Origin of the sequence: Pseudomonas sp. NFACC32-1, from assembly GCF_900101215.1 — a bacterium.
Lineage (GTDB): Bacteria > Pseudomonadota > Gammaproteobacteria > Pseudomonadales > Pseudomonadaceae > Aquipseudomonas.
In genome coordinates this window covers 368,800-395,278 of record NZ_FMUL01000002.1, presented here as the reverse complement: position 1 = coordinate 395,278, position 26,479 = coordinate 368,800, and the positions used below count along the sequence as shown (strand labels likewise).

The following is a 26,479-nucleotide window of genomic DNA, read 5'->3' as shown; positions in this document are numbered from 1 at the left end:
TCAGGCGGAGGGTCGATACTGCAACGCCTCGGCCAGATGATCCCGGCTGATGCGGCCCTTTTGCTCGAGGTCCGCCAGTGTCCTGGCGACCTTGAGCAGGCGATGGGCAGCGCGTAGGGACAGGGACAGTCGTTCGCACGCCGTTTCCAGCCAGGTCTCGTCGGCCGGGGATAACGTGCAATGTCGCCGCAGGCCTGGCAGGTCGAGGAAAGCGTTGGCGCAGCCCTGGCGTCTTTGCTGGCGTTCACGGGCTTCGGCCACTTGCTCGGAAACGGTGGCCGTATCCTCGCCCGGTTCACCCTTGGGATTCAGTGCCGTGGCTTCCCGGGCAACGGTCAGGTGCAGGTCGATGCGATCCAGCAAGGGGCCGGAAAGCTTGTTGCGGTAGCGCTGCACCATGTCCGGCGTGCAGGAACAGCGCCCGGTGGGCTCACCCAGATAACCGCAGGGACAGGGGTTCATCGCCGCCACCAGCTGGAAACGCGCTGGAAATCGCACACGGTCACGGGCGCGTGAGACCACGATATGCCCTGATTCCAACGGCTCCCTCAGGACCTCCAATACCTTGCGGTCGAACTCCGGCAGTTCGTCGAGAAACAGTACGCCATGGTGGGCCAGGGTGATTTCCCCCGGCTGCGGCTTGGACCCGCCGCCGACCAGTGCCGGACCGGACGCCGAATGATGGGGCTGGCGAAACGGCCGCTGCGGCCAGTGGCTCAACGGCACGCAACTGGCGACCGACTGAATCGCCGCGACCTCCAGGGCCTCGCACTCGGCCAGGGGCGGCAGCAGCCCTGGCAGGCGGCTCGCCAGCAACGTCTTGCCGGTGCCCGGTGGCCCGCTGAGCAACAGGTTATGGGCACCGGCGGCGGCAATCAGCAAGGCACGCTTGGCCCCGACCTGGCCTTGCACTTCGTTGAGGTCGGGGTATGGCTTGCTGGCGGCGAGCAGCCCGTTGGACACGAAGGCCTCGACCGGGGTGTGGCCGTTGAAGTGCGCCACCGCTTCGAGCAGGTGGTCGACGGCGATCACCTTCAGGCCCGACGCCAGGCAGGCTTCCTCGGCATTGGCCCGTGGAACCAGCAGCGTCCGCCCCGCCTGGCGTGCCGCCAGCGCTGCGGGCAAAACCCCGCGCACCGGGCGCACCGCGCCGGACAAGGCCAGCTCACCGAGGCATTCCACATCTTCCAGGGCCAGGGTCGGCACCTGCACGCTGGCGGCCAGGATACCCAGGGCAATCGCCAGGTCGAACCGCCCGCCATCCTTGGGCAGGTCGGCCGGCGCCAGGTTCAAGGTGATGCGTCGGGCCGGAAAGTTCAGCCCCGAATTGATGATCGCGCTGCGCACCCGGTCCTTGCTTTCCTTCACCGCGGCCTCGGGCAGACCGACCATCGTCAGCGACGGCAAGCCGTTGGCCAGGTGAACCTCTACGGTAACGGCGGGAGCCTGCACCCCTACCTGGGCGCGGCTATGGATGATGGCGAGCGACATGAATCGTTCCTTGAGTGAATAAGGGCCGCGTCCTGCGGTTCCTGAAGGGTAGTCGTGACAGAGTGCGTCGGAGCGGCAATTGCAGCGCAAATTTTCGCAGAATGTTGCCGAAGGCCCGGGCGGTCCTGAGCGTCCCGGGCCTCTGCTAGACTGCATTTGATCGGCATCTGTCGGTTCAAAGGCACAGGGAGGACGCGGCCATGGACGATCTGCTGGCGCTGTTGACCGACAAACGCTTCATGCCCCATGGGCACTGCTACATGTGGCGCCCGGACCTGCTCTGGACCAATGTGATCGCCGATAGCCTCATTGCCCTGTCATACGTCACCATCCCCTTCACCCTCATCTACTTTATCCACAAGCGCAAGGACGTGCCGTTCGACTGGATGCTGGCGGCCTTCGGCGTCTTCATCCTGGCCTGTGGCACCAGCCACCTGATCGAAATCCTGACGATCTGGCAACCCTACTACTGGTTGTCGGCGCTGATTAAGGTGGTCACGGCGATTGCCTCGGTGATCACTGCCATTCTCCTGATCCGGCTGGTGCCCGCTGCGCTGAGGATCCCCAGTCCGCAGCAGTTGGCCAGGGTCAACGATGAACTGCGCGAGGCGCAGGCCGAGCTGGTCACCACGGCGCGTCGGGCCGGCATGGCGGAAATCGCGACGAATGTGCTGCACAACGTGGGCAATGTGCTCAACAGCGTCAACGTGTCGGCCCAGGTCCTGTACGACAAGGTGCACGCATCGAAGGCGGTGGGGGTGGCCAAGGTCGTTCAACTGATGAGAGAGCATTCGGACAACCTGGGGGATTTCATCAGCCGCGATCCGAAAGGCCGCGCGCTGCCGGAATACCTTGGCATGCTGGCCGAATCGCTGGCGGCCGAGCGCGAGAGCATGATCAAGGAGCTGGCCCTGCTCACCAGGAGCATCGACCACATCAAGGAGATCGTCGCCACCCAGCAGTCCTATGCCGGCAATTCCAGCGTGCTGGAGCCAGGTTCACTGAAAGAGCTGATGGAGGACGTGGTCCGCATCTGCCATGGATCCCTGGCTCGCCATGACGTGACGCTGGTCCAGGAGCTCGACGACATACCGCTGATGGCACTGGATAAGCACAAGGTGCTGCAGATACTGATCAACCTGATCAACAACGCCCGGCAGGCGCTCGAGTCGGTGACGGACCGCCCGTCACGGATCGTCCTTCGCCTGAAAGCCGTGGGTGATCAGCGGGCACGTATCGAAGTCGAGGACAACGGCGAAGGCATTGCCATGGGCAATATCTCCCATGTCTTCGAGCATGGCTTCACGACACGGGCCGACGGCCACGGTTTTGGCCTGCACAGCTGCATCCTGGCCGCGCATGAGATGGGCGGTGACCTGGCGGTGCAGAGCGCCGGTCCGGGGCAGGGGGCGCTCTTCATCCTGGAGTTGCCGATGGTGACGCTGTCGGAGCAGGCTCGGCAGGTGCTCAGTGGCTGAACGGCGAAAAGCCGATCGGGCCTGTGCCCCTTGATGCGTCTTCGTTACTCGGCCGCCGAGCCCAGCCTGGCTTCCAACTCCGCCACCTTCGCCTCCAGGCTCTCGAGGCGCGCGCGCGTGCGGGCCAGCACGACCATCTGGCTGTCGAATTCTTCCCGGCTCACCAGGTCCAGCTTGCTGAAGCCACTTTGAAGCAGGGCCTTGAGCTGGCTTTCGATTTCACTCCTGGGCAGGGGCGTGTCGCCACTCAGGAGGCGGGAGGCGTGGCCGCTCAGGGCGTCGAGGAGGTCTTTTGGCGCAAGCATGGCAGGTGTCCTGGAAACGATGACGGGCAGTGTATCACGCAGTGTCTATAGTCAATCCGCAAGCCCGGGATGCACGCTTTTCGCGCATGGGGGCGGGCGCTGTCGCACCGTTGTTGTGCGTATCGCTGCGGTTCGTGGCGTCATGCGGGCTGGCTGTGCAGGTAAGAGACTGAAATCAGAGGGTTTGGGCACAGATGGCAAGGTTTCTGCTTAGAGGCTGGTGACCCATGCACTGATGCAGTCGTTGTGACGAATGCAGTGCAGCGGACGGAGCGGGGAGCTCCGTCAGGAACGGTTAACTGGCGCTGGTCGGGCAACTTGGGCCGACGACGCGTTACAAAGCCAGGCACTGCGCTTAGACTTGAGTCGGGTTTGTTTTCCTGGGGCAAGTCCACCAATTCGGGAGAGAGTTTCATGAAGCTAGTCACTGCCATCATCAAGCCGTTCAAGTTGGACGACGTGCGCGAGTCGCTGTCCGAAATCGGCGTGCAGGGCATCACCGTTACCGAGGTCAAAGGCTTCGGCCGGCAGAAAGGCCACACCGAGCTGTATCGCGGCGCGGAATACGTGGTCGACTTCCTGCCCAAGGTGAAGATCGACGTCGCCATCGACGACAAGGATCTTGACCGGGTCATCGAGGCCATTACCAAGGCTGCCAACACCGGCAAGATTGGTGACGGAAAGATCTTTGTGGTCAATCTGGAACAGGCTATCCGCATCCGTACCGGCGAAACCGATACCGACGCCATCTAAGCCGCCAAACCCAACGCCCCAGGAGAAAACAATATGACTCTGCGTAAATTCGCAGGGCTAGGAGCCCTGTTGTCCTTCGTAATGCCTGGCCTGGCCATGGCGGAAGAAGCGGCAGCCCCCGTACTGAATTCCGGCGACACCGCCTGGATGCTGACTGCCACGATTCTCGTGCTGTTCATGACCATTCCCGGTCTGGCGCTGTTCTATGGCGGCATGGTCCGGTCGAAAAACATTCTTTCCGTGATGATGCAGTGCTTTGCCATTACCGGTCTGATCAGCATCCTGTGGGTCATCTATGGCTACAGCATTGCGTTCGACACCACCGGCATGGAGCAGGGCGTCGTCAACTTCAACTCCTTCGTCGGCGGCCTGGGCAAGGCGTTCCTGGCAGGCGTCACCCCGGCCAGCCTGACCGGTCCGGCGGCGCTGTTTCCCGAAGCGGTGTTCATCACCTTCCAGATGACGTTCGCCATCATCACTCCGGCCCTGATCGTCGGCGCCTTCGCCGAGCGGATGAAGTTCTCCGCCATGCTGATCTTCATGGGCGTGTGGTTCACCCTGGTGTATGCACCGATCGCACACATGGTCTGGTCTGGCAACGGTGGCCTGATGTGGGACTGGGGCGTGCTGGACTTCGCCGGTGGCACCGTGGTGCACATCAACGCCGGTATCGCGGGCCTGGTGGCGTGCCTGGTACTGGGCAAGCGCAAGGGCTTCCCCACCACGCCGATGGCGCCGCATAACCTGGGTTACACCCTGATGGGTGCCGCCATGCTGTGGGTCGGCTGGTTCGGCTTCAACGCCGGTTCCGCCGTCGCCGCCAACGGCACCGCCGGCATGGCCATGCTGGTGACTCAGATCGCTACCGCCGCCGCGGCGCTGGGCTGGATGTTCGCCGAGTGGATCACCCACGGCAAGCCAAGCGCACTGGGCATTGCCTCGGGCGTGGTGGCGGGTCTGGTCGCGATCACTCCGGCAGCCGGTACCGTGGGCCCGATGGGCGCCCTGGTCATCGGCCTGGCGGCAGGCGTGGTGTGCTTCTTCTGTGCAACCACCCTCAAGCGCAAGCTCGGCTACGACGACTCCCTGGATGCCTTCGGCGTGCATGGTATCGGCGGTATTCTCGGTGCGATCCTCACTGGCGTGTTCGCTGCGCCGGCCCTGGGCGGCTTCGGCACCGTCACCGATATCGGTGCGCAAGTGTGGATCCAGATCAAGGGCGTGGGTTTCACCGTGATCTACACCGCGATCGTCACCTTCATCATCCTCAAGGTTCTGGATGCGGTCATGGGGCTGCGTGTCTCCGAGGAAGAAGAGGCTGTCGGCCTGGATCTGGCCCAGCACAACGAGCGTGGCTACAACCTGTAAGCGCACGCAAAAAAATATGCCCGGCTTGCCGGGCATTTTTTTGTCTGGAATTTGTCATTGCTCAAGGAAGGGGCCGTTTTCCAGGCGCTTTTTGCCATGCAGGCGACAGGACTTTTCTACCGTCAAAGGCTTACATCGAAGGAGGAATATTAGGCTCTTTGTTTTTTCCCAGAGCGCGCTAGAATGCGCGCCGAACGTGCGGAGAACTGTATGTGGCAACAGACGCTGATTACCCTGCGGGCAAGGCCCCGGGGCTTTCACCTGGTGACGGACGAGTTGCTCGCCGGCCTGCCTGAACTCAGGGCGTGTCGTGTCGGTCTGTTGCATCTGTGGCTGCAGCACACCTCGGCCTCGTTGACCATCAACGAGAACGCCGATCCGGCGGTACGTCGAGACTTCGAACGATTTTTCAATCGGCTGATCCCACAAGGAAATGCCGACTATGAGCACAACGACGAAGGCCTGGACGACCTCCCGGCGCACTTCAAGGCCAGTGTGCTGGGATGTCAGCTCAGCCTGCCGGTAACGGACGGGCGACTGGCACTGGGCACCTGGCAAGGTGTTTATCTGGGCGAGCACCGTGATCATGGCGGTGCCCGTAAAGTCCTCGCCACCTTGTACGGTGAAGGGGCATGACCGCCGATTGCCGGTGGATGTTGAATTTTTTCTGGCAGCCTTCGACAGATGGCGAAGCTGGGCTATAACTAATCTGCTTTTCGCAAGTCATGAGGTAGAACATGAGCGACGATGATCTGGAAAACGACGACCTCGAAGTAGGTGACGAAGACGAGGCCGAAGACGGTCTGGAAGCGGCGGCTGAAGATGTGGCCGACGATGATGTTGCCGATGTCCCGGCGCCTGCCAAGGGCAAGGCCAAGGCAGCAGTATCGATCGACGAGTTGCCGAGCGTAGAGGCCAAGAACAAGGAGCGTGATGCGCTCGCCAAGGCCATGGAAGAATTCCTGGCCAGGGGCGGAAAGGTGCAGGAAGTGGAGGCCAATGTGGTCGCCGATCCGCCCAAGAAGCCCGACAACAAGTACGGCAGCCGTCCTATCTGAGCTTCTGCTTCTTGCTTGCCGAAAAAGCCCGCCGTCGTCGCGGGCTTTTTCATGGGCGCTATTGTATTTCCCGAATCAGGCGCAGTTCCTGTGTAGCGAGCTGCTCACGATAGCGGTGGCTCTGCTGGCATTGATGTTGGCTATGCCACCGCCTTCGCGAGCCAGCTCGCTCCCACGGAGGGGGAGGGTTCTGGCGACTGTGAAGCAGCGTTCAGCGCTGGCTATGCCAGCCCGCCAGCAGGCTTGGCAGTTCGGTCAGGCTGCGGATTTCGGCGTCCGGCGCATGCTCTGCATCCCAGGTCTTGCCCGCCGGGTTGAACCACACTGCGCGCAGGCCAGCCTGTTGCGCGCCGGCGATATCGTCGCCCGGGTGGTCGCCGATGTGCACGGCGGTCTGCGCAGTGGCGCCACCGCGTTGCAGGGCCTCGTAAAAGAGCCGGGCGTCAGGCTTGGCGATGCCGATGTCTTCGGCACACAGGGCGAACTTGAAGTAATCGGCCAGCCCAAGGCGGCGTACATCGGCGTTGCCGTTGGTGACCACGCCCAGGGCGAAGTGGTTGGCCAGGATCTCCAGGGTGGGTTGCACCTCGGGGAACACCTCCAGTTGATGGCGGGCGTGCAGGAAGGTCTCGAAGGCCTGGTCTGCCAGCTCGGAGGCTTGCCACTGGTCATAGCCGGCTTCTTGCAGCGCACGGAACAGCACGCGCCTGCGCAATGCACTGATGCGGTGTTTCAAGCCCGGTTCTTCGCGCAACACCTGTTCGCGGATCGTCCAGAGATGCTCCACCGGTACACCGCCCAGATTCGGTGCGTTATCGGCCAGCCATTGGCGTAAGACGGCTTCGGCGCTGGCGATCACCGGGGCGGTGTCCCACAGGGTGTCGTCCAGGTCGAAAGTGATCAGCTCGATGGTCATGATTCGTCGCCCTTGATGCGTTTGGCCCTGGGATGGGCACTGTCATAGACCGTCGCCAGGTGCTGGAAGTCCAGGTGGGTGTAGATCTGGGTGGTCTTGATGTCCGAATGGCCTAGCAGCTCCTGGACAGCGCGAAGGTCCTGGGATGACTCCAGGACATGGCTGGCGAAGGAGTGCCTGAGCATGTGCGGATGCAGATTCTGCCCCAGTTCACGTTCGCCGGCGGCCTTGACCCGCAGCTGGATCGCCCTGGGGCCGAGGCGGCGGCCCTGCTGGCTGACGAAAACGGCATCATCGGCGGGGTTGGCCAGTGCCCGTAGCGGCAGCCACAGCTCCAGGGCTTCCCGGGCCTTGCGGCCGATGGGCAGCAGGCGAGTCTTGCTGCCCTTGCCCAGCACCTGGACCATGCCGTCGGCCAGGTCCAGTTGATCGAGATTCAGCCCCGTCAGCTCCGATAGCCGCAGGCCGGAAGAATAGAACAGCTCGAGGATCGCCTGGTCCCGTCGCGCCAGGAAGTCATCCTCGACCGCTCCTTCGAGCAGTTGCAGGGCCCTGTCGGTGTCGAGGGTCTTGGGCAACCGGCGTTCGCCCTTGGGGGGCGCCAGGCCGGTGGCCGGGTCGTGATCGCACAGGCCTTCGCGATTGAGGTAGTGATACAGGCCGCGCACCGCTGACAGCAGGCGGGCCAGGCTGCGGGAGGATTGGCCCTGTTGGTGCAGGCGGGCGACCAGGCTGCGCAGGCGCTGGATGTCCAGTGCCGACCAACTGCCGACGTTCTGTTTCTGACACCAGCCCAGCACTTTTGCAAGGTCGCGACGGTAGGCTGCCAGCGTATGGGGCGACACCTGGCGCTCACTGCGCAGGTGCTCGCAGTAGGCGTCCAGCTGCCGCTCCATCATCAGCGTACCGAGCGCAGCGAGCCGGTGAACCGTGGCAGCAGCCGGCCGGTGACCTCGGCGATGTAGCTGAGGAACAGCGTGCCCACCGAGCTCTTGTAGTGCTGGGGATCGCGACTGGCGATGGCCAGAACGCCATGCACGCCCTGATGGGCAATGGCGACGACGGCGGTGGAGCCGATCTGCTTGCGCTGTTCTTCGCCGAACAGGAAGTCCAGCTCGTGTTCGCGCAGGCTGCCGCTGACGCTCTTGTTTTCAGTCAGCAAGCCACCGATGGCCGTCTGTGCGTCGGCGTGGGTCACCCAGCGACCCACCGGCATGGCGTTGTCGCTGAACAGGATGAGGCTGACAAAAGGCACCTGGAAGTCCTGGCGCAGGCTGTCTTCGACACTCATCACCAGGTCTTCGAGGGTGTTGGCGTCCATCAAGGCCAGGATCAGGCGACGGGTCTTGTCGAAGAGCCGGTCGTTGTCCCGGGCGACGTCCATCAGGTGCGAGAGACGATGGCGCATCTCGATGTTGCGTTCGCGCAGGATCTTCATCTGGTGCTCCACCAGCGACACCGTATCGCCGCGTCGGTGGGGGATGCGCATCACTGAAAGCAAGTCTTCACGCTCGACGAAGTAGTCCGGGTGAGCCTCCAGATAAGCGGCCACTGCCGCGGCATTCGGAAGCTGGCCAGGGGATTCGTCGGGCTGCGAGGCTGGAACCTGTGGCTTGTCGGTCATGGGTTTGGCTCATTCAAAGACGAACTTGTCCTTCGTATACGCGAACTGCCGGGCCGGTCATCATCACCGGTTGGCCGGGGCCTGCCCATTCGATGGACAGGCGCCCGCCCGGCAGGTCGATCAGCAGGGGCGAATCCATCCATCCCTGGCTGATCGCGGCGACCGCGGCGGCGCAGGCGCCGGTTCCGCAGGCCTGGGTTTCCCCGGCACCCCGTTCCCAGACGCGCAGTTGGGCGCGGTGACGGTCGATGACTTGCAGGAAACCGACGTTCACGCGCGCTGGGAAGCGCGGGTGATGCTCGATCTTCGGCCCCAGCTCATGCACCGGCGCACTGTTGATGTCGGTGACCCGGAGTACGGCATGGGGGTTGCCCATGGACACCGCGGCCAGTTCCACCGTGGCGCCATCGACTTCCAGCGGGTAGCTCAGGGCCTGGGCCGGCGCTTCGAACGGAATCTCTGACGGCTTCAGGCGCGGGGCGCCCATGTTGACGCCGATCTGGCCATCGTTGCGCACGTCCAGCTCGATGATGCCGCTCTTGGTCTCGACGCGGATCCTGCGTTTGGCGGTCAGGCGCTTGTCCAGCACGAAGCGGGCGAAGCAGCGCGCACCGTTACCGCATTGCTCCACTTCCGAGCCGTCGGCGTTGAAGATCCGATAGCGGAAGTCCACATCCGGGTTGGTGGGCGCTTCGACGATCAGCAACTGGTCGAAACCGATGCCGGTGTGCCGGTCGCCCCATTGCTTGGCGTGCTTGGGCAGGATGTGCGCGTGCTGGCTGACCAGGTCGAGGACCATGAAATCGTTGCCCAGGCCGTGCATCTTGGTGAAACGCAGCAGCATGGTCTTACTCCGGCAGCAGGCTTTCGCCGGCGAACAGCTCGGCTATCGTCTCGCGGCGACGTACTTCGAATGCCTGATCACCGTCCACCAGCACCTCGGCGCAACGGCCCCGGGTGTTGTAGTTGGAACTCATGACAAACCCGTAGGCTCCGGCCGAATGCACGGCCAGCAGATCCCCTTCCTGCAATGCCAGTTCCCGGCCCTTGGCCAGGAAGTCGCCGGTTTCACAGATCGGCCCGACGATATCGTAGCTGCGTGGGGCGGTATCGCGTGGGCGAACCGCGGACACGTCCATCCAGGCCTGGTACAGCGCCGGGCGGATCAGGTCGTTCATGGCCGCGTCGACGATGGCGAAGTCCTTGTGCTCGGTGTGCTTGAGGTATTCGACCTGGGTCAGCAGCACGCCGGCGTTGGCCACGATGTACCGACCAGGCTCGAACATCAGTGCCAGGTCGCGGCCTTCGAGGCGCTCGCGCACGGCCTTGATGTAGTCGGCCACCAAGGGCGGCTCTTCGTCGCGGTAGCGCACGCCGACACCGCCGCCCAGGTCGATATGGCGCAGGTAGATGCCGCAGTCGCCGAGGCGGTCGACCAATGCCAGCAGGCGGTCGAGGGCATCGATGAAGGGCTCCAGGGTGGTCAGCTGCGAGCCGATGTGGCAGTCGACGCCCAGCACTTCCAGGTTCGGCAGTTGGGCGGCGCGCACGTACACGTCTTCGGCGTCGGCAATGGCGATGCCGAACTTGTTTTCCTTCAGGCCGGTGGAGATGTACGGGTGGGTGCCGGCGTCGACGTCCGGGTTCACGCGCAGGGAAATCGGCGCGCGCACACCCAGTTCGGCGGCGACAAGCTGCAAGCGTTCGAGCTCGTCGGTGGATTCGATGTTGAAGCAGTGCACGCCGACTTCCAGGGCGCGGCGCATGTCTTCGCGGGTCTTGCCGACGCCGGAGAACACGATCTTGTCGGCACTGCCGCCTGCGGCCAGGACGCGTTCGAGCTCGCCACCGGAGACGATGTCGAAGCCGGCGCCCAGGCGTGCCAGGACGTTGAGCACGCCCAGGTTGGAGTTGGCCTTGACGGCGAAGCACACCAGGTGCGGCATGCCGACGAGGGCGTCGGCGAAGGTCCGGTATTGCGCTTCTATGTGGGCACGGGAATAGACATAGGTCGGCGTGCCGAAACGTTCGGCGATCGCAGACAGGGCAACCCCTTCCGCGAACAGCTCCCCGCCACGGTAGTTAAAAGCGTCCATGGCAATCCCTTAGTAAGTGGTCTGGGTGTCGTGGGAGTGGGACCTGGATTGTGACGACTTGGCCTGCTCTTCGGGAGACTTGCTGTCGTCGGGCAGGTACAGCGGACCTTTTTGACCACAGGCTGTCACAAGGCAGGCAACCGCGACGAGCGCAGCAAGGGAAGAGATCAGGCGCTTCATGGCGAAATCCTTGAAAATGCGTTAATTGCGCCGGAGTATACCGGCCACCCGGCGGCTTGCCTATGCAACGGGCCTCCCGTCCGGCGGGGCTGGCGCCGTTATCGATTGCGGTGGCTGCGGTTGTCGTTGGTCGGTATATCCTTTGCAATCGTCGGGAAGCGCCCGTATCTTGCGGCGCTTGAGCATAAGCAGACATTTTCGAGGTTGCCGCAATGAGTTTGACTGAAGCCCGTTTCCACGATCTGGTCGATGCGACCCAGCAAACCCTGGAGGATGTATTCGAAGACAGCGAGCTGGATATCGACCTGGAAAGCTCCGCCGGCGTGCTGACTGTCAAGTTCGAAAACGGTACCCAATTGATTTTCAGTCGCCAGGAGCCACTGCGCCAGCTTTGGCTGGCGGCGGTCTCGGGTGGCTTCCACTTCGACTACGACGAGGAGAGCGGACGCTGGCTGTGCGACAAGAGCGAAGAGCAACTGGGCGAGATGCTCGAACGCATCGTTAAGCAGCAGGCTGGTGTGGAATTCGACTTCGAAGGCTTGTGATCGCGTGAGCCAGACTGCCCCGGTTCGGCCACCCAAGCCGCTCTACAGCAACGTCAGCCCCGCCGTGCCGTCGCCGTGCATCAGCCTTTGTCGACTTGACGAGCAAAAGGTCTGCCTCGGATGCTTTCGTCATGTGGAGGATATCCGCGAGTGGCGCTCGGCCGATGATGAGCGGCGTCGGGTCATCTGTGCCGAGGCGGCCAGGCGCAAACCTCAGGTGTAACCATCCGTGGCGAGGGGATTTATCCCCGCTGGTTGCCAAGCAGCCCGAAAGACTGAACGCAGCCAGGCAGGTCGATCGGGCAGGCAAGTTCAGGGCTGCACAGCCCAGCTGGGATAAATCCTCACGCCACAGTTGGGTGTGCCAGCCCCCCGACTTGTATATTTATTGAGCTGTGTTAGTGTCCGGCTATGCCTCACCTTGCCGAGGCCCGTGAAAACCCCGTCTTCCTGTGGCGGGGTTTTGCTTTTTTCGTGCAGAAGAAAGGAGTCTGCCTGGATCATGACCGCACCTTCCATCACCCTTACCCGCCTGGACGTTCAGCGTCTGGAGCGTCTGATCGACAGCCTGGACGAAACGCTCCCGGGCGTGATCGCGTTGCAGACCGAACTGGATCGCGCCGAGACCCTGGTGGGCCATGAAGACGTGCCCGCCGACGTCGTGACGATGAATTCGCGTGTGCATTGCCGCGAGGAAGGCAGCGGCAAGGACTATCGCCTGACGCTGGTCTATCCACAGGACGCGAATGCCGATGAAGGCAAGGTCTCGATCCTGGCGCCGGTAGGCAGCGCGCTGCTGGGCCTGAAGGTGGGCCAGCACATCGACTGGCCGGCGCCGGGCGGCAAGACCCTGAAGCTGACATTGCTGGCCGTGGAATACCAGCCCGAAGCGGGCGGCGATTTCCACCTCTGATTCAGACCAGGGTCAGCGCCTCGTTCAGGGCGCGTTCCAGGTCGGCCTTGTAGCGCAGGTACAGATTGCTCGAGCAGGCACCGTCACCCACCAGGCCCGAGAGGTCCAGGTCGGTGATGTAGCAGCGATAGCGTTCGGCCTCGCGGCGCTGGCCGACGATTTCCCCGGCAACCACGCGGAACAGCTGGTCGCCGTGTTCCAGTTCCGAGAACTCCTGCTGGTTGCAGTACAGGGTGACGTGCACCTGGCCATGGGCCGCTTTGCCGATGATGGCCTGTACGTCATAGAACGGTTTGTTCACCGGTGTCTGCGGAGCCTGGCGTGCCTCGATCCGCCGCGCCCGTCCGTTGCCCGAGGGCAGCAACTGGTAATACAGGGTTTCCAGGTTCAACGGCTGGGCGGCATCCATTGGCAGCAGGGCGTCGCGGCGGTACAGCACCGATTGCAGGAAGCGTTGCAGCGGCACCAGCAGGCTTTGCTCGTCGTGATAGGGCAGGCGCTGCTGCCACAGGGCGTTGAGTTCGTCGAGCACGTACAGGTCGGCGTCGTCCTCGTTGACCCGGTAGAACACCTGGATGCACTCGGGTTGGCCCATGGGCAGGACCAGTGCCAGGTCATGATCTTCCAGGGCCATCGAGTCCAGGTGCAGCGGACTGTAGGCGGCCAGCTCTTCACCCAGGTAATCCATCAGCGCCGAGAGGCTGGCCAGGGGAATGTGGTTGACCTGGCCGGGCACCAGTTCCAGCACATGGTAGTGCTGCTGGACCTGAAGCAGATAGCGATGGTTGAGGTTGCTGAGCAGCAGCGTCTGGGCCGTTTCGATGACTTCTTCGACCCTTCGCGCAATGAACTGCGCGCGGTTGTGGCAGAAGCAGCGGACCTGCAAGCGCGGCTGGCGCGGCCCGGAGGGCAGGTCGTTGAGGTAGTCACGCAGGCAGTCGAGCAGCGCGTGCTCGCCGTCGAAGCGGTTGACCAGCACTTCGTTCCAACTGTTGAGCGTGACCTGGTCGAGGGTCAGCACCAGGTTTTCCCGGACACCGGCATAGCTCAGCGAGTCGGTGCGTTCGGTGGTCATCAGGATGTTCAGGTCGCGGTGATGCTTGAGCGGGTCGATGCCGACGTTTACCAGGATCAGCACCTCGCTGGGCACGCTGGCATGCAGCAGCCGTTCTTCGTCGACCGTGGCCAGGGGCAGCGCGATGGCCTGTTGCAGGCTGCCCAGCAGGTTGAACAGCTCGAACTCGCTCAGGTCGCTCTCGCCGGGGTGCAGCGCCAGCCGCGTACTGCTGTCGATCACGCCGTTGCGATGGCACCAGGTCAGCAGCTCCAGCAATTCCCGGCTGCGCTTGATCGGCGCGAAATTCTCCCACTCCAGGGCATTGAGGCTGCCGTTATAAAGGCCCCACTGGTTTTGCCCGGGTTCTTTCTTGTTGGGTGACTGAACCAGCGTCAGGGTGTCTTCGGCCAGGTCCGGCGCGATGCCGGGATTGATGAACTCCACCTTGTCGGCCTTGCGTTCGAACGCCGCGTACAACCGTCGGCCAAGGACGTTGAGGTCACGCTTGTTGATCAGGCTGACGGTTTTCTCGGTGCGGGCGAACTGGGTCAGGAAGCGGTAGCTGTAGGTCAGTTCATTGACCAGGGCCCGTCTTTCGTTGCTGACCTGGCGCACCTTCCACTGGCTGCGGCTGTCCAGCAGCGCCAGTTGGCGCTGATCCCAGCCCCATTCGCTGGCCAGGCGCTCGAGCAGCGTGCGTTGCCAGCCGCTGCTGCGCGCCGGGCCGGTGAGCTTGCGGTTGACCTTCAGGTAGAGCGCGCGCCGGATCAGTTCCAGACGCTCGGGCTCGCCGCGGGCCTTGAGGTATTCCTCGATGCGGCGATAGATCAGCATGTACGGGTCCAGTTCTTCCAGGTCCAGGCGATTGGCGAATACCGCCTGCTTGAAGCGCAGGCTCAGGCACCGGACGTCGGGGTGCTCGCTGGCATAGACCTCGGTCAGCAGCAGCTTGAGCACGGACTTGTAAGGGGACTCGATACCCTTGAACAACTGCCAGAGGCCGGCGCCAATGAACTCTCCCGGCGGGATGTAGGCCAGGTGTCCGAGGTCCAGTGTCTCGTCCGCTCGGATAAAGCGCTTGGAAATCAGCGTGTGGGTGTACTGCTCATAGTTGTCTTCTTCGTAGACCGGCACCAGCCACCAGATCGGCGTACGCCCCGCCAGCCAGATCGCGGTGCGGTAGAACTCGTCCAGCAGCAGGTAGTGCTGGGTCGTTCCGCAATCGTCGGAGCTGAGCTGGTTGTCCCTTTCGCCCCGTACGAACCGGGCCGGGTCGATGAGGAAGAAGTGGGCTTCGGCGCCCTGGGTCGCCGCCCAGGCCTCGAGCAACTGGCATTTCTTGCGCAGCTCGGCCAGTTCATCGTCGCTCAGGTCCGGTCCGTGACAGACCCATACGTCCATGTCGCTCTGATCCGCCTGGGCGAGCGTGCCCAGGCTGCCCATCAGGAACAGGCCGAGGATCGGCCTTGGTGGGTTGCTGCCGTGGCGCGGCTTGTAGGAGAAGGAGCGGGTCAGCCGCTGGGCCTCGGTGAGGACGCTGGCGTCGGGTTCGTAGTTCGACAGCCCTGCCGGAGTCGTGCTCGAGACGTAGCCGGGCAACAAGGGGTGATTGACGTGGAAAAACAGGGGCAGCAAGGTCAATACGCTTTGCTGGCGAGGCGAGAGGCCTTCCAGGGCACGTTCCATCCGGATGGTGTTGAGCTTGAGAAAACGTGCGCGCAACTGGCTCAAGACCTTGCGGTCGATTCCCTCATCCAGATCGGGGCGTATTTCGTGATTGCGGGTCATGTCGGCTCAAACCGCTCGCGGCGTCGAACGTGGGAGATCGAAGGTGATGGCAGTTTAGCGTCCGGGGCGTGGAATTCTTAAGCTGAAATATGATTTTTGACGCCGGAATTTCTACAGGGGGCGCAGTGCGCCTGCGGAAACCCCGGCGCAGGGATTTCCGTGGGCGACAGGAAGGTCAGGCGGCTTGCGATACGACGTTGAGAATGGTCAACAGGCCTTGCACGTGCTCGGCGGCATCCCGGCCCAGGCTGGTCAGGTAACCGCCGTCGGACTGGGTGATCAGGTCTTTTTCGTAAAGGCGTTTGGCGGCGGCGATGGCAGAAGGGGCAGCGGTCTGATGGATTTTCAGGCCTTCCTGGGAACTGTCCAGGTTGAAGAGTGCAAGGATTTCCAGTTCGGCAACCAGCTCAGGGGTAAGCGACATAAGGACTCCAGACTTTCTAGGAATTTGGACGACAGCGCCCTTAAGTTGAGCGCACTCTGGCGAACTGTCCAGTACCAGTGTCGTGCTTTTTGGTTTCGAGTGACGCAACACCGCTGTTCTGCCAGGCACAAGAGCCGTGCGCCTGGGGCTCATTGCTTTTCCGGTGGCAGCTCGGGCAGGGCACGCAACGCGGTTTCGTACCACTGGGCATCGAACGGGCGATCCTGTTCGAGCATGGCGTCGATCTCATGGGCCAGCACATGGGCCATGAGGTTCAGGATTTCTTCCCGTTCGTACCCGACCAGGGTCAGTTTGTTGAAGGTTGCCTTGGCGGCGGGCGGGTTGTCGCTTTCGATCTGGTTTTCGATGGCTTCGATCAGCGTCGTTTCGACGAACTCTTCTTCGTCGTTGTCGATGTCGGTTGGCTCGCTCATGGCAGGCTCCTTTGAGAAAGGCCGCCAGTCTACCCCTATTCGCCAGGCTGATGGGCCTGGCGGGAAGTGCCCCGACCGTCTATAACGCAAGGCTGCCAACCCCGCACGGCCTGGAGGCTTGCAATGCTTGAGCTTTATGGTTTCTCTGTCAGTAACTACTACAACATGGTGAAGCTGGCGCTGCTGGAGAAGGGCCTGCCCTTCGCAGAGGTGCCGTTCTATGGCAACCAGGCTCCCGAAACCCTGGCCATCAGCCCCCGGGGCAAAGTTCCTGTACTGAAGACCGACCAGGGCTTCATCAATGAAACCAGCGTGATCCTCGAGTACATCGAGCAAACCCAGCCAGGCAAGCCCCTGCTGCCCGAAGACCCGTACGCCCGTGCCCAGGTGCTGGCCCTGTGCAGGGAAATCGAGTTGTACATCGAGCTGCCGGGGCGGGCGTGTTACGCCGAGGCATTTTTCGGCATGACGTTGCCCGACGCCATCAAGGAAAAGACCAGGACCGAACTGCTGCTGGGGTTCGCCACGCTCGGCCGCCACGGCAAGTTCGCACCCTATGTGGCGGGTGACAGCATGAGCCTTGCCGATCTGTACTTTCTCTACAGTGTCTCGCTGGCGTTACAGGTGGGCAGGAAGCTGTTCGATATCGATCTGTTGGCCGACGTGCCGGCAGCCAAGGCGCTGATGGAGCATCTGGAGCAGAACCCGAACGTACAAAGGATTGCGGCAGACAAGGAAGCAGCGATGCCGACGTTTTTAGCGATGATCGCCGCCAAGAAGTGAGCTTTTCGGTGAGTTGAAGCCGGCTATCACGAGCAGGCTCGCTCCCGCGTTTGAATCTCTGGATGTTCACTAGGGGTGTTCACCAAAGATCCGTCGTGGGAGCGAGCTCGCGATGCTTCTGGCTTTCAGCGGCTGGCGAGCAACGCCTGGCCCCGCACAACCGCTGCCTTGACCTGGGCCGGCGCGGTGCCGCCGATGTGGTCACGGGCATTGACCGAGCCTTCGAGGGTCAGCACGGCAAACACGTCCTGCTCGATCTGGTCGCTGAACTGGCGCAGTTCATCCAGGCTCATTTCCGCCAGGTCCTTGCCGGTGTCCACGCCGTATTTCACGGCATGGCCGACAATCTCATGGCAATCACGGAACGGCAGGCCACGGCGCACCAGGTAGTCGGCCAGGTCGGTGGCGGTGGAGAAGCCGCGCAAGGCTGCTTCGCGCATCACTGCGTGCTTGGGCTTGATGGCCGGGATCATGTCGGCGAAGGCTCGCAGCGAGTCGCGCAAGGTGTCGGCGGCGTCGAACAGCGGCTCCTTGTCTTCCTGGTTGTCCTTGTTGTAGGCCAGCGGCTGACCCTTCATCAGGGTCAACAGGCCCATCAGTGCGCCGAATACCCGGCCGCTCTTGCCCCGTACCAGTTCCGGCACGTCGGGGTTTTTCTTTTGCGGCATGATCGAGCTGCCGGTGCAGAAGCGATCGGGCAGGTCGATGAACTGGAATTGCGCGCTGGTCCACAGCACCAGCTCTTCGGAGAACCGGGACAGGTGCATCATCGCGATGCTGGCTGCGGAACAGAATTCGATGGCGAAATCGCGGTCCGAGACGTTATCCAGCGAGTTGCCGCCCACGGCGTCGAAGCCCAGCAACTGCGCGGTGTATTCACGATCGATCGGGTAGGTGGTGCCGGCCAGCGCGGCGCTGCCCAGGGGCATGCGGTTGGTGCGCTTGCGGCAGTCCACCAGGCGCTCGTAGTCGCGGCTGAGCATTTCGAACCAGGCCAGCATGTGATGCCCAAACGTTACAGGTTGAGCGGTTTGCAGGTGCGTGAAGCCCGGCATGATGCTCTCGGCCTCGCGCTCGGCCTGTTCCAGCAGGCCTTTTTGCAGGCGCGTGATTTCGCCCAGGATCAGGTCGATTTCATCGCGCAGCCACAGGCGAATGTCGGTGGCAACCTGGTCGTTGCGGCTGCGGCCGGTGTGCAGCTTCTTGCCGGTCACGCCGATGCGGTCGGTCAGGCGTGCCTCGATGTTCATGTGCACGTCTTCGAGATCGACGCGCCAGTCGAACTGGCCGGCCTCGATCTCGCCCTGGATGGTCTTCAGGCCATCGATGATGCTGTCGCGCTCGGCATCGGTCAGTACGCCGACCTTGGCCAGCATGGTGGCGTGGGCGATCGAGCCCATGATGTCGTGGCGATACAGGCGCTGGTCGAAGTTGACGGAGGCGGTGAAGCGGGCGACGAAGGCGTCGACGGGTTCACTGAAGCGGCCGCCCCAGGACTGATTGGTCTTGTCAGTGCTCATGAATTCGCTCGTGATCGGCTGTGGAAAAAGTAGCGGTAAAGGCTGCGGCGGATGATAGCAGGGTTACCGGGGCTGGCGCTGGCACTGCCCGGCAGGTTTTTTCGGTGGCGGCCCCGGCTTTCGACGGAGGGTTTGCACAACGATATTTTCCGATTGAGCAATATCATCCCGGCAACCGTCTACAGTGGACGATAGGACGTCGGATTTTTAATCCATGGTGCATCGGACGAACCCAGACGCGGAGGTGCTCATATTGATCGGATCGAGTCTTGATAACCCTTACGGCGACGCCGTGCGACAACGGGCCCCGAGCATCGGTCGGCAAGCGCTGGTAAAGATAGGCAACCGCCTCGCGGCACTTTTTGGCCCTCGAACGAGTCTTAGCGTGGATCGCGGTGACGGATGTCACTTCCCCTGTCTACGCTATCCTTGTGCGAGACTCACGCAGGAATCCAGCGCAATATGAATGTCCTGATCGTTGATGACGAACCCCTGGCCCGCGAGCGCCTGAGCCGAATGGTTGGCGAGCTCGAGGGTTACAGTGTCCTGGAGCCGAGCGCCACCAATGGCGAAGAGGCGTTGGCCCTTATCGACAGCCACAAGCCGGATATCGTGCTGCTCGACATCCGCATGCCTGGCCTGGATGGCTTGCAGGTCGCGGCGAAGCTGTGCGAGCGAGAGTCGCCGCCCGCGGTGGTGTTCTGCACCACACGGGACGACTTTCCCCCCGATGTGTTGCAGGCCGGTGCCGTGGGCTACCTGGTCAAGCCAGTGGCCTCCGAGGCGTTGCTCGACGCCTTGCGCAAGGCCGAGCGGCCCAACCGGGCGCAACTGGCGGCATTGACCCGCCCTGCAGCCGAAAGCGGCAGCGGTCCGCGCAGTCACATCAGCGCGCGTACCCGCAAGGGTATCGAACTGATTCCGCTCAATCAGGTGGTCTATTTCATTGCCGACCATAAATACGTGACCTTGCGCCATGAGAGCGGCGAAGTCCTGCTGGACGAGCCACTCAAGGCCCTCGAAGACGAGTTCGGCGAGCGGTTCGTACGCATCCACCGCAACGCCCTCGTGGCACGCGAGCGTATCGAGCGTCTGCAACGGACCCCACTGGGGCATTTCCAACTGTTCCTCAAGGGCCTCAATGGCGATGCCCTGATCGTCAGCCGGCGGCACGTGGCTGGCGTGCGCAAGATGATGCAACAGCTTTAACCGCCACTGCGGAGCGTCCATGCGCTCCCTTTCCAGGATATTGACGGGCAGGGAGGCCCCGGGGTCGTGATTCAAGTCAAAGCGTATTTGGCTGAGCTGTTATTATTCGCCGTATCTTTTAAGTACGGATTGATCCATGTCCCCTCGCGAGATCCGCATCGCCACCCGTAAAAGCGCCCTGGCCCTCTGGCAGGCCGAATACGTCAAAGCCCGCCTGGAAGCGGCCCATCCCGGCCTGATCGTGACCCTGGTGCCCATGGTCAGCCGCGGTGACAAGCTGCTGGATTCGCCGCTGTCGAAAATCGGCGGCAAAGGCCTGTTCGTCAAGGAACTGGAAACCGCGCTTTTGGACAACGAAGCCGACATCGCCGTGCATTCGATGAAAGACGTGCCCATGGATTTCCCGCAAGGCCTGGGTCTGTTCTGCATCTGCGAGCGCGAAGATCCGCGGGATGCGTTTGTCTCCAACACCTTCGCCAGCCTTGATGCCTTGCCTGCCGGGAGCGTGGTCGGCACCTCCAGCCTGCGTCGCCAGGCGCAGTTGCTGAGCCGTCGTCCGGACCTGCAGATCCGCTTCCTGCGCGGCAATGTCAATACGCGCTTGGCCAAGCTCGATGCCGGTGAGTACGACGCGATCATCCTGGCCGCCGCCGGCCTGATCCGCCTTGGCTTCGAAGACCGCATCACCTCGGCCATCAGCGTCGACGACAGTCTGCCCGCCGGCGGACAAGGCGCGGTGGGCATCGAGTGTCGCAGCGCCGACAGCGAAATCCATGCCTTGCTCGCGCCTCTGCACCACGACGACACCGCCACCCGGGTATTCGCCGAGCGTGCCCTCAACAAACACCTCAATGGTGGCTGCCAGGTTCCCATCGCCTGTTATGCCGTGCTCGAAGGCGAGCAGGTCTGGCTGCGCGGCCTGGTGGGCGATCCGAATGGCGGCCAACTGCTGGGCGCCGAAGGCCGCGCGCCGCGCGCCGACGCCGAAGCCCTGGGCGTGCGTGTGGCCGAAGACCTGCTGAGCCAGGGCGCCGACGACATCCTCAGGAAAGTCTACGGCGAGGCCGGCCACGCGTGACGGGCTGGCGGCTGCTGTTGACCCGGCCGGCGGATGAGTCGTCGGCCCTGGCGGCCGTACTGGCCGATGCCGGTATATTCACCAGCAGCCTGCCGCTGCTGGATATCGAGCCGCTTCCCATCGTCGATTCCGCACGGGCGATTCTCCAGCGCCTGGACCAGTACTGTGCCGTGATCGTGGCCAGCAAGCCCGCAGCCCGCTTGTGCGTGGAGCAATTGCGTCAGCACTGGCCCGAACCACCGGCGCTGCCGTGGTTCAGCGTGGGCGCCGCCACCGGGCAGATCCTCGCCGATGCCGGCCTGTGCGTGTTCTACCCGGACAATGGCGACGACAGCGAAGCCTTGCTTGAACTTCCCGCCTTGCGTCAGGCTCTCACCGGGCCCGAGCCACGAGTGTTGATCGTGCGTGGCGAGGGTGGACGCGGTTTGCTGGCTGAGCGTTTGCGTGAGCAAGGTGCTAGTGTCGACTATCTGGAGTTGTACCGGCGCACCCTGCCACGGTACCGCGAAGGTGAATTGCCGGCGAAGGTGCAAGCGGAACGCCTGAACGCGCTGATGGTCAGCAGTGGGCAGAGTTTCGAGCATCTGCACCGACTGGCCGGCTCAGCGTGGCCCGCCCTGGCGCGGCTGCCATTGTTTGTTCCAAGCCCAAGGGTTGCCGAGATGGCGCGTGCCGCCGGGGCCCGAACAGTTGTGGATTGCCGTGGCGCCAATGCCGCGGCTTTGCTGGCGGCGTTACGGGAACAAGCCGTGCCGTTTTCTAATGCAAAGGATGGACACGTGAGCGAAACAGCCTTGCCAAAAGAAGATCAAGACCGGCCTGCGATCGATGCGCCGGTTGAAACCCCGGCCCCAGCGGCGCCGCGTCGCGGCAACGGGTTGGCCATTGTTGCGTTGCTGCTGGGGGCCGCTGGCGTGGCCGTGGGTGGCTGGGGCGTCTGGCAGGTGCGGCACCTGCAGGCCAACAACCAACAGCAGGCCGCCCAGGTCCAGGCGCTGAATGACCAGGCGCAGAATCTCAAGCTCAACGAGCAGCGCCTCACTGATCGCCTCGCCCAGTTGCCCGCCGCCGAGGAGCTGGAGGAGCGGCGGCGCCTGGTCGCCCAGTTGCAAAGTGACCAGCAGCATCTGAACCAGCGCCTGGAGACGGTACTGGGCGCCAGCCGCAAGGATTGGCGTCTGGCCGAGGCCGAGCACCTGCTGCGCCTGGCCAGCCTGCGTCTTTCCGCCTTGCAGGACATCACCAGTGCCCAGGCGCTGGTCCAGGGCGCCGACGACATCCTGCGCGAGCAGAATGACCCGGGCTCGTTCGCTGCCCGGGAACAATTGGCCAAGACCCTCGCGGCGTTGCGCAGCACCGAACAGCCGGACCGGACCGGGCTGTTCCTGCAACTGGGCGCCCTGCGTGAGCAGGTGCTGCAACTCTCGGAACTGGCACCTGAATACAAGGATCGCGGCGAGTCGCTGCTGGGCCTGACCGCCGATGGCGATGGCGCCAGCCGCTGGGCCCAGTGGTGGGATCAGATCTCGCGCTATATCCGCATCGATTTCAATGCCGACGAGAACGTCCGTCCGCTCCTGGCGGGGCAGAGCCTGATGCAGGTGCGCCTGGCCTTGAGCCTCGCCCTGGAACAGGCGCAGTGGGCCGCCCTCAATGGCCAGGCGCCGGTCTACACCCAGGCGCTGACCGAGGCCCGCGATGTACTCAAGAACAACTTCAACCAGGACAACCCGCAAAGCAGGATCATGCTCGAGCGCGTGGTTGAGCTGGCCCGGCAACCGGTCACGGTGGTCACACCGGACCTGACGAGTGCCCTGAGCAGCGTCCAGGCTTACCTGGAGCGTCGCAACCTGAACGCCGAAGAGTCGGTCAAGCCGCTGGCCAAGCCTGGCGAGCAGGGGGCCACGCCATGAAACGTCTCTACGTGATTCTGTTCGTGGTCATCGCTGTCGCCGCCTTGCTGGGCGTCGCGATCAGCGAGCATTCGGGTTACGTGCTGGTGGCGTACAAGAACTTCCGGTACGAGGCTGGCCTGTGGGTCACCCTGGCATTGGTGGTGTTGCTCTGGCTGCTCTGGTGGGGCCTGAGGGCCTTGCTCGGATTGGTGACCACGTCCGGCGGGGTGGTCAATCCCTGGTCGCGGCGCAATCGCAGTCGTCGCGTACAAGTGGCGATCGAGCATGGCCAACTGGATCTGGCCGAAGGTCGCTGGGCCAGCGCCCAGCGGCATCTGCATCGTGCCGCCGAAGCCGAGCGTCAACCCTTGCTCTACTACCTCGGCGCGGCTCGCGCGGCCAATGAACAAGGTCTTTACGAGCAGAGCGACAGCCTGCTGGAGCGGGCCCTGGAGCGACAGCCCCAGGCGGAGCTGGCCATTGCATTGACTCACGCCCAGTTGCAGATGGACCGGGGCGATACCGACGGAGCCTTGGTCACCCTGCAAGCCATGCACGATCGCCATCCTCATAACGCCCAGACCCTGCGCCAGTTGCAGCGCCTGCATCAACAGCGCGGGGATTGGTCGGCGGTGGTTCGCCTGTTGCCGGAACTGCGCAAGGACAAGGTCCTGCCGCCGGCGGAATTGGCGGAGCTGGAGCGTCGGGCCTGGGGGGAAAACCTGTCCCTGGCGGCCCACCGTGACGAAGACGGTAGCGTCGGCCTGCAATCGCTCAACCGTGCCTGGCAGCAACTGACCGCCGCACAGCGCCAGGAGTCGGCGCTGGTATTGGCCTACGCCGAACAACTGCGCCAACTGGGTGCCCAGGGCGAGGCCGAGGAGGTGTTGCGCACGGCGCTCAAGCGTCACTACGACAGCCACCTGGCACGCCTGTACGGGCTGGTCCGTGGGAACGATCCGATCCGGCAATTGCAGGCGGCCGAAGGCTGGCTCAAGGATCATCCGGCCGACTCCAGCCTGCTGCTGACATTGGGACGCCTGTGTCTGCAGAACAGCTTGTGGGGCAAGGCAAGGGATTACCTCGAAAGCAGCCTGCGGATCCAGCGCAACCCGGAAGCCTGTGCCGAACTGGCGCGCCTGCTGGCGCAACTGGGGGATGCCGAGCGCAGCAACCAGCTGTTCCAGGAAGGCCTGGGCTTGCTGGACGAGCGTCTGCTCGCCGCGCCGCTTCCGGCGTCCCAGGCCTTGCCTGGCTGATGCCGCGATCAACAGTGTCGGCGGTTCGTCTTGGCATCGCCAATGATTCGACCGCCGATAATGGTCCGGTTCAAGGCTCGGATGATGTCCTGGGGAAAGTCCTACAGGGGATCGCGCTGAATCCTCGAGTGTCTGTCGGGAATTCCCTACACCCCTGGTGAAGTGTCTGCGCGGGCCCGCCTTGAAAGGCCCGAGGGCTTTCCTCTACCGTAACTACCTGTCTCTTCTGTTACGGAACCGCCATGTCTTTGGCCTGCTCACGCTTCTTGTTTTTCATGGCTTCCATCGCTGCGGCCCTGGCCCTGGGCATCGCCAGCTACCTGGAATATGCGGTCGGCCTGACACCGTGCAGCCTGTGTGTCCTGCAGCGGTTGTGCCTGCTGCTGTTCCTGGGGAACTGCCTGGCGGCCTGTGTGCACGGCCCGGGCCACAAGGGCAGCATCGTCTACGGGGGCGTGGGGCTGATCCTGGTGTCGGGAGCGATGACATTGGCCTGGCGCCAGGTCCTGGTACAAAGTCATTCGGTCGAGCCGTTGCCCGATTGCTTCACCCGCATGGAGGGAGCGGGCTCATGGTGGAGCGCTGTGCATCGCGTCATCGACGGCGCGGTCGATTGCGCGAGCGTCACCTGGACGTTGTTCGACTTGAGCGTTCCCGAATGGAGCCTGCTGTTTTTTCTCGCCGTGTCCATCGCCATGACCTACCTGCTGCTTCGCCTTGTCTGGAACGCGCTGATCCGACCACTGGGCGGCAAGACGTCGCAGTTGGTCCGTGCTGTGGATTAAACACTTGTATGAACTTTATCTCCTGCGTACCTTGAAGCAGCTGTCGTGCGGGCATAATCTGGCCCGCACGTATCATTGGAATTATGCCGCTCGATCAAGTTGTGTCCGGCTTGCCATGAATCATCAGGCGTATGCAGGCTGCGAGGGGCATGACTCACAAGGGAAGAAATCGCCATGCTCGAAAGTTGTCAGAATGCTCAGGAACGCTGGGGTGGAGTGCATCTGCTGATCGACCGCTGGTTGCAGGAGCGTCACGAACTGGTTCGGGCCTATGATGCTCTCGGCGACAAGCCTGAAGCGCTGGGAGAGAGCCGCAAGCCGTTGCAGGAATTCTGCGGTGTGCTGGTCGACTACGTCTCTGCCGGTCATTTCGAGATCTACGAGCAATTGACGAGCGAAGCCAAGGCCTTCAACGACAAGCGTGGCCTGGAACTCGCCGAACAGATCTATCCACGTATCGATGTCATCACCGAAAAGCTGCTGGCCTTCAACGACCTCTGTGATGAAGGCAAGTGCGTGGCGGAAAAATTCAAGGAACTGGGTGGCTTGTTGCATGAGCGTTTCGAGCTGGAGGACTGCCTGATCGAAGTGCTGCACAACGCCCACAAGGAAGAGGCCGCGGTCCAGGCTTGAAGGATTTGAGGCAATGAAAAACGGTGCGCATTGCGCACCGTTTTTTATTGCCGGGCTTCAGGTCGTTGCGCCCAGCAGTTCGATCTCGAACACCAGCGGCGTGAAGGGGGGGATCACATCCCCGGCACCTTCGGCGCCGTAGGCCTGTGTCGAAGGAATCACCAATCGCCACTTCGCGCCCACCGGCATCTGCGGCAACGCGCTGCGCCAGCCATCGATCACGCTGTCGAGGCTGAACCATTGCGCCTGGCGGTTGGAGTCGAAGACGGTGCCGTCAGGCAGTCGACCCGTATACAACACCTGGACCCTGCCATGGGGGCCGGCTTTCGTGCCATGGCCTGGCTTGAGTTCGGTCAGCAGGATGCCGTCCGCCAACTGCTGCACGCCAGGGCGGCTCCTTTCTTCAGCGAGAAATTTCTGTTCCGTCTTCAGCGCTACTTCGACCTGCGGTGTCGTCGACTGCGCGGTCAGTCGCGCCTGGTGTTCGGCCAGGAGCTGTTCGATACGCTCGTCACTGAGGGCCAGGGGCTTGCCCTGGTAGGCCTGTTTCAAACCTTCCACCAGCGCCTGGATCTGCAGGTCCGGTACGTCCTGGCGCAATCGTTCTCCCAGGCTCGCGCCCAGGCTGTAGGCCAGGTCGCGGTCATCGTTCGTGCCGGCTTTCTCGGTGGCCTGGACCATGGAGCAAACCATGCACAGACATAAAAACAGGTGACGCCACATGTGTACTTTCTCCGGCCTCGAATCGAGGAATTATGCCAGCGCTGGTATCGATGGACATGGGTGGCTCTGGCAATGACACAGAAGATTTTTCGTCCCTTGCAACGCAACGTCCCGTGTACTGTCAACATGCCCTAGCGGCGGTTGCAGCAGAGGTCTAGTATGAG

At 62.9% G+C, this 26,479-nt stretch carries 28 protein-coding genes and 1 pseudogene; 16 read left to right on the top strand and 13 right to left on the bottom strand.

What is annotated here, in order from left to right:
• Entirely contained in the window at nt 1-1,491 is a 1,491-nt protein-coding gene (locus BLP99_RS05715) for a YifB family Mg chelatase-like AAA ATPase (protein ID WP_072390632.1), read from the bottom strand.
• A 200-nt stretch (nt 1,492-1,691) separates the two neighbouring features.
• On the opposite strand from BLP99_RS05715, the gene BLP99_RS05710 reads away from it, so the two are divergent.
• A complete protein-coding gene (locus tag BLP99_RS05710) occupies nt 1,692-2,969 on the top strand; it encodes a sensor histidine kinase (protein ID WP_092179911.1) in 1,278 nt (425 codons plus the stop codon).
• A 44-nt stretch (nt 2,970-3,013) separates the two neighbouring features.
• Here BLP99_RS05710 and BLP99_RS05705 read toward each other — a convergent pair whose 3' ends face one another.
• Nucleotides 3,014-3,274 carry an accessory factor UbiK family protein gene (locus BLP99_RS05705; RefSeq protein ID WP_072390626.1) on the bottom strand — a complete coding sequence of 87 codons (261 nt, stop codon included), beginning with the start codon at nt 3,272-3,274 and terminating at the stop codon, nt 3,014-3,016.
• A 414-nt stretch (nt 3,275-3,688) separates the two neighbouring features.
• On the opposite strand from BLP99_RS05705, the gene glnK reads away from it, so the two are divergent.
• The 4 genes from glnK to sutA all read left to right on the top strand — a co-directional run bounded on the left by glnK (nt 3,689) and on the right by sutA (nt 6,453).
• Complete coding sequence (gene glnK, locus BLP99_RS05700; RefSeq protein WP_002555808.1) at nt 3,689-4,027, top strand: P-II family nitrogen regulator; 339 nt, start codon at nt 3,689-3,691, stop codon at nt 4,025-4,027.
• Nucleotides 4,028-4,060: 33 nt separating this feature from the next.
• Nucleotides 4,061-5,395, top strand: coding sequence for an ammonium transporter (locus tag BLP99_RS05695; protein WP_072390623.1), 1,335 nt, complete (start codon nt 4,061-4,063; stop codon nt 5,393-5,395).
• Between the two features lie 210 nt (nt 5,396-5,605).
• The gene (locus BLP99_RS05690) at nt 5,606-6,031 is read left to right on the top strand and encodes a secondary thiamine-phosphate synthase enzyme YjbQ (protein WP_072390620.1); all 426 of its coding nucleotides are present in this window, start codon (nt 5,606-5,608) and stop codon (nt 6,029-6,031) included.
• A 101-nt stretch (nt 6,032-6,132) separates the two neighbouring features.
• Nucleotides 6,133-6,453 carry a transcriptional regulator SutA gene (sutA, locus tag BLP99_RS05685; RefSeq protein ID WP_072390617.1) on the top strand — a complete coding sequence of 107 codons (321 nt, stop codon included), beginning with the start codon at nt 6,133-6,135 and terminating at the stop codon, nt 6,451-6,453.
• A 211-nt stretch (nt 6,454-6,664) separates the two neighbouring features.
• Here the strand turns inward: sutA and BLP99_RS05680 are convergent, their stop codons facing one another.
• From BLP99_RS05680 to lptM, 6 genes are read right to left on the bottom strand one after another with little or no spacing between them, the layout of a single operon-like run.
• Nucleotides 6,665-7,369, bottom strand: a complete 705-nt coding sequence (locus tag BLP99_RS05680; protein WP_072390614.1) for an HAD family hydrolase — start codon at nt 7,367-7,369, stop codon at nt 6,665-6,667.
• Complete coding sequence (gene xerC / locus BLP99_RS05675) at nt 7,366-8,265, bottom strand: tyrosine recombinase XerC (protein WP_072390611.1); 900 nt, start codon at nt 8,263-8,265, stop codon at nt 7,366-7,368. The genes BLP99_RS05680 and xerC overlap by 4 nt, the downstream gene beginning before the upstream one ends.
• A gap of 2 nt (nt 8,266-8,267) precedes the next feature.
• Nucleotides 8,268-8,993, bottom strand: coding sequence for a DUF484 family protein (locus BLP99_RS05670; RefSeq protein ID WP_092179909.1), 726 nt, complete (start codon nt 8,991-8,993; stop codon nt 8,268-8,270).
• Nucleotides 8,994-9,006: 13 nt separating this feature from the next.
• The gene (dapF, locus tag BLP99_RS05665; protein WP_072390607.1) at nt 9,007-9,837 is read right to left on the bottom strand and encodes a diaminopimelate epimerase; all 831 of its coding nucleotides are present in this window, start codon (nt 9,835-9,837) and stop codon (nt 9,007-9,009) included.
• A 4-nt stretch (nt 9,838-9,841) separates the two neighbouring features.
• The gene (lysA, locus tag BLP99_RS05660) at nt 9,842-11,089 is read right to left on the bottom strand and encodes a diaminopimelate decarboxylase (RefSeq protein ID WP_072390604.1); all 1,248 of its coding nucleotides are present in this window, start codon (nt 11,087-11,089) and stop codon (nt 9,842-9,844) included.
• Nucleotides 11,090-11,098: 9 nt separating this feature from the next.
• A complete protein-coding gene (gene lptM / locus BLP99_RS05655; protein WP_072390601.1) occupies nt 11,099-11,269 on the bottom strand; it encodes an LPS translocon maturation chaperone LptM in 171 nt (56 codons plus the stop codon).
• Between the two features lie 212 nt (nt 11,270-11,481).
• On the opposite strand from lptM, the gene cyaY reads away from it, so the two are divergent.
• The 3 genes from cyaY to rnk all read left to right on the top strand — a co-directional run bounded on the left by cyaY (nt 11,482) and on the right by rnk (nt 12,727).
• On the top strand, nt 11,482-11,814 hold the full coding sequence (gene cyaY, locus BLP99_RS05650; protein ID WP_072390595.1) for an iron donor protein CyaY: 333 nt from the start codon (nt 11,482-11,484) through the stop codon (nt 11,812-11,814).
• A 4-nt stretch (nt 11,815-11,818) separates the two neighbouring features.
• Nucleotides 11,819-12,037: a DUF1289 domain-containing protein gene (locus BLP99_RS05645; RefSeq protein WP_092179907.1), complete on the top strand. Its 219-nt coding sequence runs from the start codon at nt 11,819-11,821 to the stop codon at nt 12,035-12,037.
• Between the two features lie 279 nt (nt 12,038-12,316).
• Nucleotides 12,317-12,727, top strand: coding sequence for a nucleoside diphosphate kinase regulator (gene rnk / locus BLP99_RS05635; protein WP_072390586.1), 411 nt, complete (start codon nt 12,317-12,319; stop codon nt 12,725-12,727).
• Between the two features lies 1 nt (nt 12,728).
• Here the strand turns inward: rnk and BLP99_RS05630 are convergent, their stop codons facing one another.
• From BLP99_RS05630 to BLP99_RS05620, 3 genes are all read right to left on the bottom strand, one after another.
• The gene (locus tag BLP99_RS05630; RefSeq protein WP_072430944.1) at nt 12,729-15,572 is read right to left on the bottom strand and encodes a class I adenylate cyclase; all 2,844 of its coding nucleotides are present in this window, start codon (nt 15,570-15,572) and stop codon (nt 12,729-12,731) included.
• A gap of 175 nt (nt 15,573-15,747) precedes the next feature.
• Nucleotides 15,748-15,996 carry a TIGR02647 family protein gene (locus BLP99_RS05625; protein WP_072390580.1) on the bottom strand — a complete coding sequence of 83 codons (249 nt, stop codon included), beginning with the start codon at nt 15,994-15,996 and terminating at the stop codon, nt 15,748-15,750.
• 149 nt (nt 15,997-16,145) lie between these two features.
• Nucleotides 16,146-16,430 (bottom strand): hypothetical protein, encoded by a 285-nt coding sequence (locus tag BLP99_RS05620; protein ID WP_072390577.1) that lies wholly within the window; start codon nt 16,428-16,430, stop codon nt 16,146-16,148.
• A gap of 123 nt (nt 16,431-16,553) precedes the next feature.
• Between BLP99_RS05620 and BLP99_RS05615 the strand changes: the two genes are divergently transcribed.
• Nucleotides 16,554-17,213, top strand: coding sequence for a glutathione S-transferase family protein (locus tag BLP99_RS05615; RefSeq protein WP_072458538.1), 660 nt, complete (start codon nt 16,554-16,556; stop codon nt 17,211-17,213).
• A gap of 125 nt (nt 17,214-17,338) precedes the next feature.
• On the opposite strand, the gene argH is transcribed toward BLP99_RS05615, so the two are convergent.
• Nucleotides 17,339-18,733 carry an argininosuccinate lyase gene (gene argH / locus BLP99_RS05610; RefSeq protein ID WP_072390570.1) on the bottom strand — a complete coding sequence of 465 codons (1,395 nt, stop codon included), beginning with the start codon at nt 18,731-18,733 and terminating at the stop codon, nt 17,339-17,341.
• A gap of 462 nt (nt 18,734-19,195) precedes the next feature.
• Here argH and BLP99_RS05600 point away from each other — a divergent pair, with 462 nt between their 5' ends.
• The 7 genes and pseudogenes from BLP99_RS05600 (at nt 19,196) to BLP99_RS05570 (ending at nt 25,592) form a co-directional block, all read left to right on the top strand.
• Nucleotides 19,196-19,942 (top strand): LytR/AlgR family response regulator transcription factor, encoded by a 747-nt coding sequence (locus BLP99_RS05600; protein ID WP_072390564.1) that lies wholly within the window; start codon nt 19,196-19,198, stop codon nt 19,940-19,942.
• A gap of 136 nt (nt 19,943-20,078) precedes the next feature.
• Complete coding sequence (gene hemC / locus BLP99_RS05595; RefSeq protein WP_072390561.1) at nt 20,079-21,020, top strand: hydroxymethylbilane synthase; 942 nt, start codon at nt 20,079-20,081, stop codon at nt 21,018-21,020.
• Nucleotides 21,017-21,763 (top strand): annotated as a pseudogene (locus tag BLP99_RS26595) (uroporphyrinogen-III synthase); the annotation flags it as partial. The gene hemC and the pseudogene BLP99_RS26595, both read left to right, overlap by 4 nt.
• 36 nt (nt 21,764-21,799) lie before the next feature.
• Nucleotides 21,800-22,933 (top strand): uroporphyrinogen-III C-methyltransferase, encoded by a 1,134-nt coding sequence (locus tag BLP99_RS26590; protein WP_256327665.1) that lies wholly within the window; start codon nt 21,800-21,802, stop codon nt 22,931-22,933.
• Nucleotides 22,930-24,174 carry a heme biosynthesis HemY N-terminal domain-containing protein gene (locus BLP99_RS05585; protein ID WP_072390555.1) on the top strand — a complete coding sequence of 415 codons (1,245 nt, stop codon included), beginning with the start codon at nt 22,930-22,932 and terminating at the stop codon, nt 24,172-24,174. The genes BLP99_RS26590 and BLP99_RS05585 overlap by 4 nt, the downstream gene beginning before the upstream one ends.
• A 242-nt stretch (nt 24,175-24,416) precedes the next feature.
• Nucleotides 24,417-24,959: a disulfide bond formation protein B gene (locus BLP99_RS05580; protein ID WP_072390552.1), complete on the top strand. Its 543-nt coding sequence runs from the start codon at nt 24,417-24,419 to the stop codon at nt 24,957-24,959.
• Between the two features lie 174 nt (nt 24,960-25,133).
• Nucleotides 25,134-25,592 (top strand): Rsd/AlgQ family anti-sigma factor, encoded by a 459-nt coding sequence (locus BLP99_RS05570; RefSeq protein ID WP_072390546.1) that lies wholly within the window; start codon nt 25,134-25,136, stop codon nt 25,590-25,592.
• Nucleotides 25,593-25,649: 57 nt separating this feature from the next.
• Here BLP99_RS05570 and BLP99_RS05565 read toward each other — a convergent pair whose 3' ends face one another.
• On the bottom strand, nt 25,650-26,315 hold the full coding sequence (locus BLP99_RS05565) for an FKBP-type peptidyl-prolyl cis-trans isomerase (RefSeq protein WP_072430939.1): 666 nt from the start codon (nt 26,313-26,315) through the stop codon (nt 25,650-25,652).
• Nucleotides 26,316-26,479 lie beyond the last annotated feature (164 nt).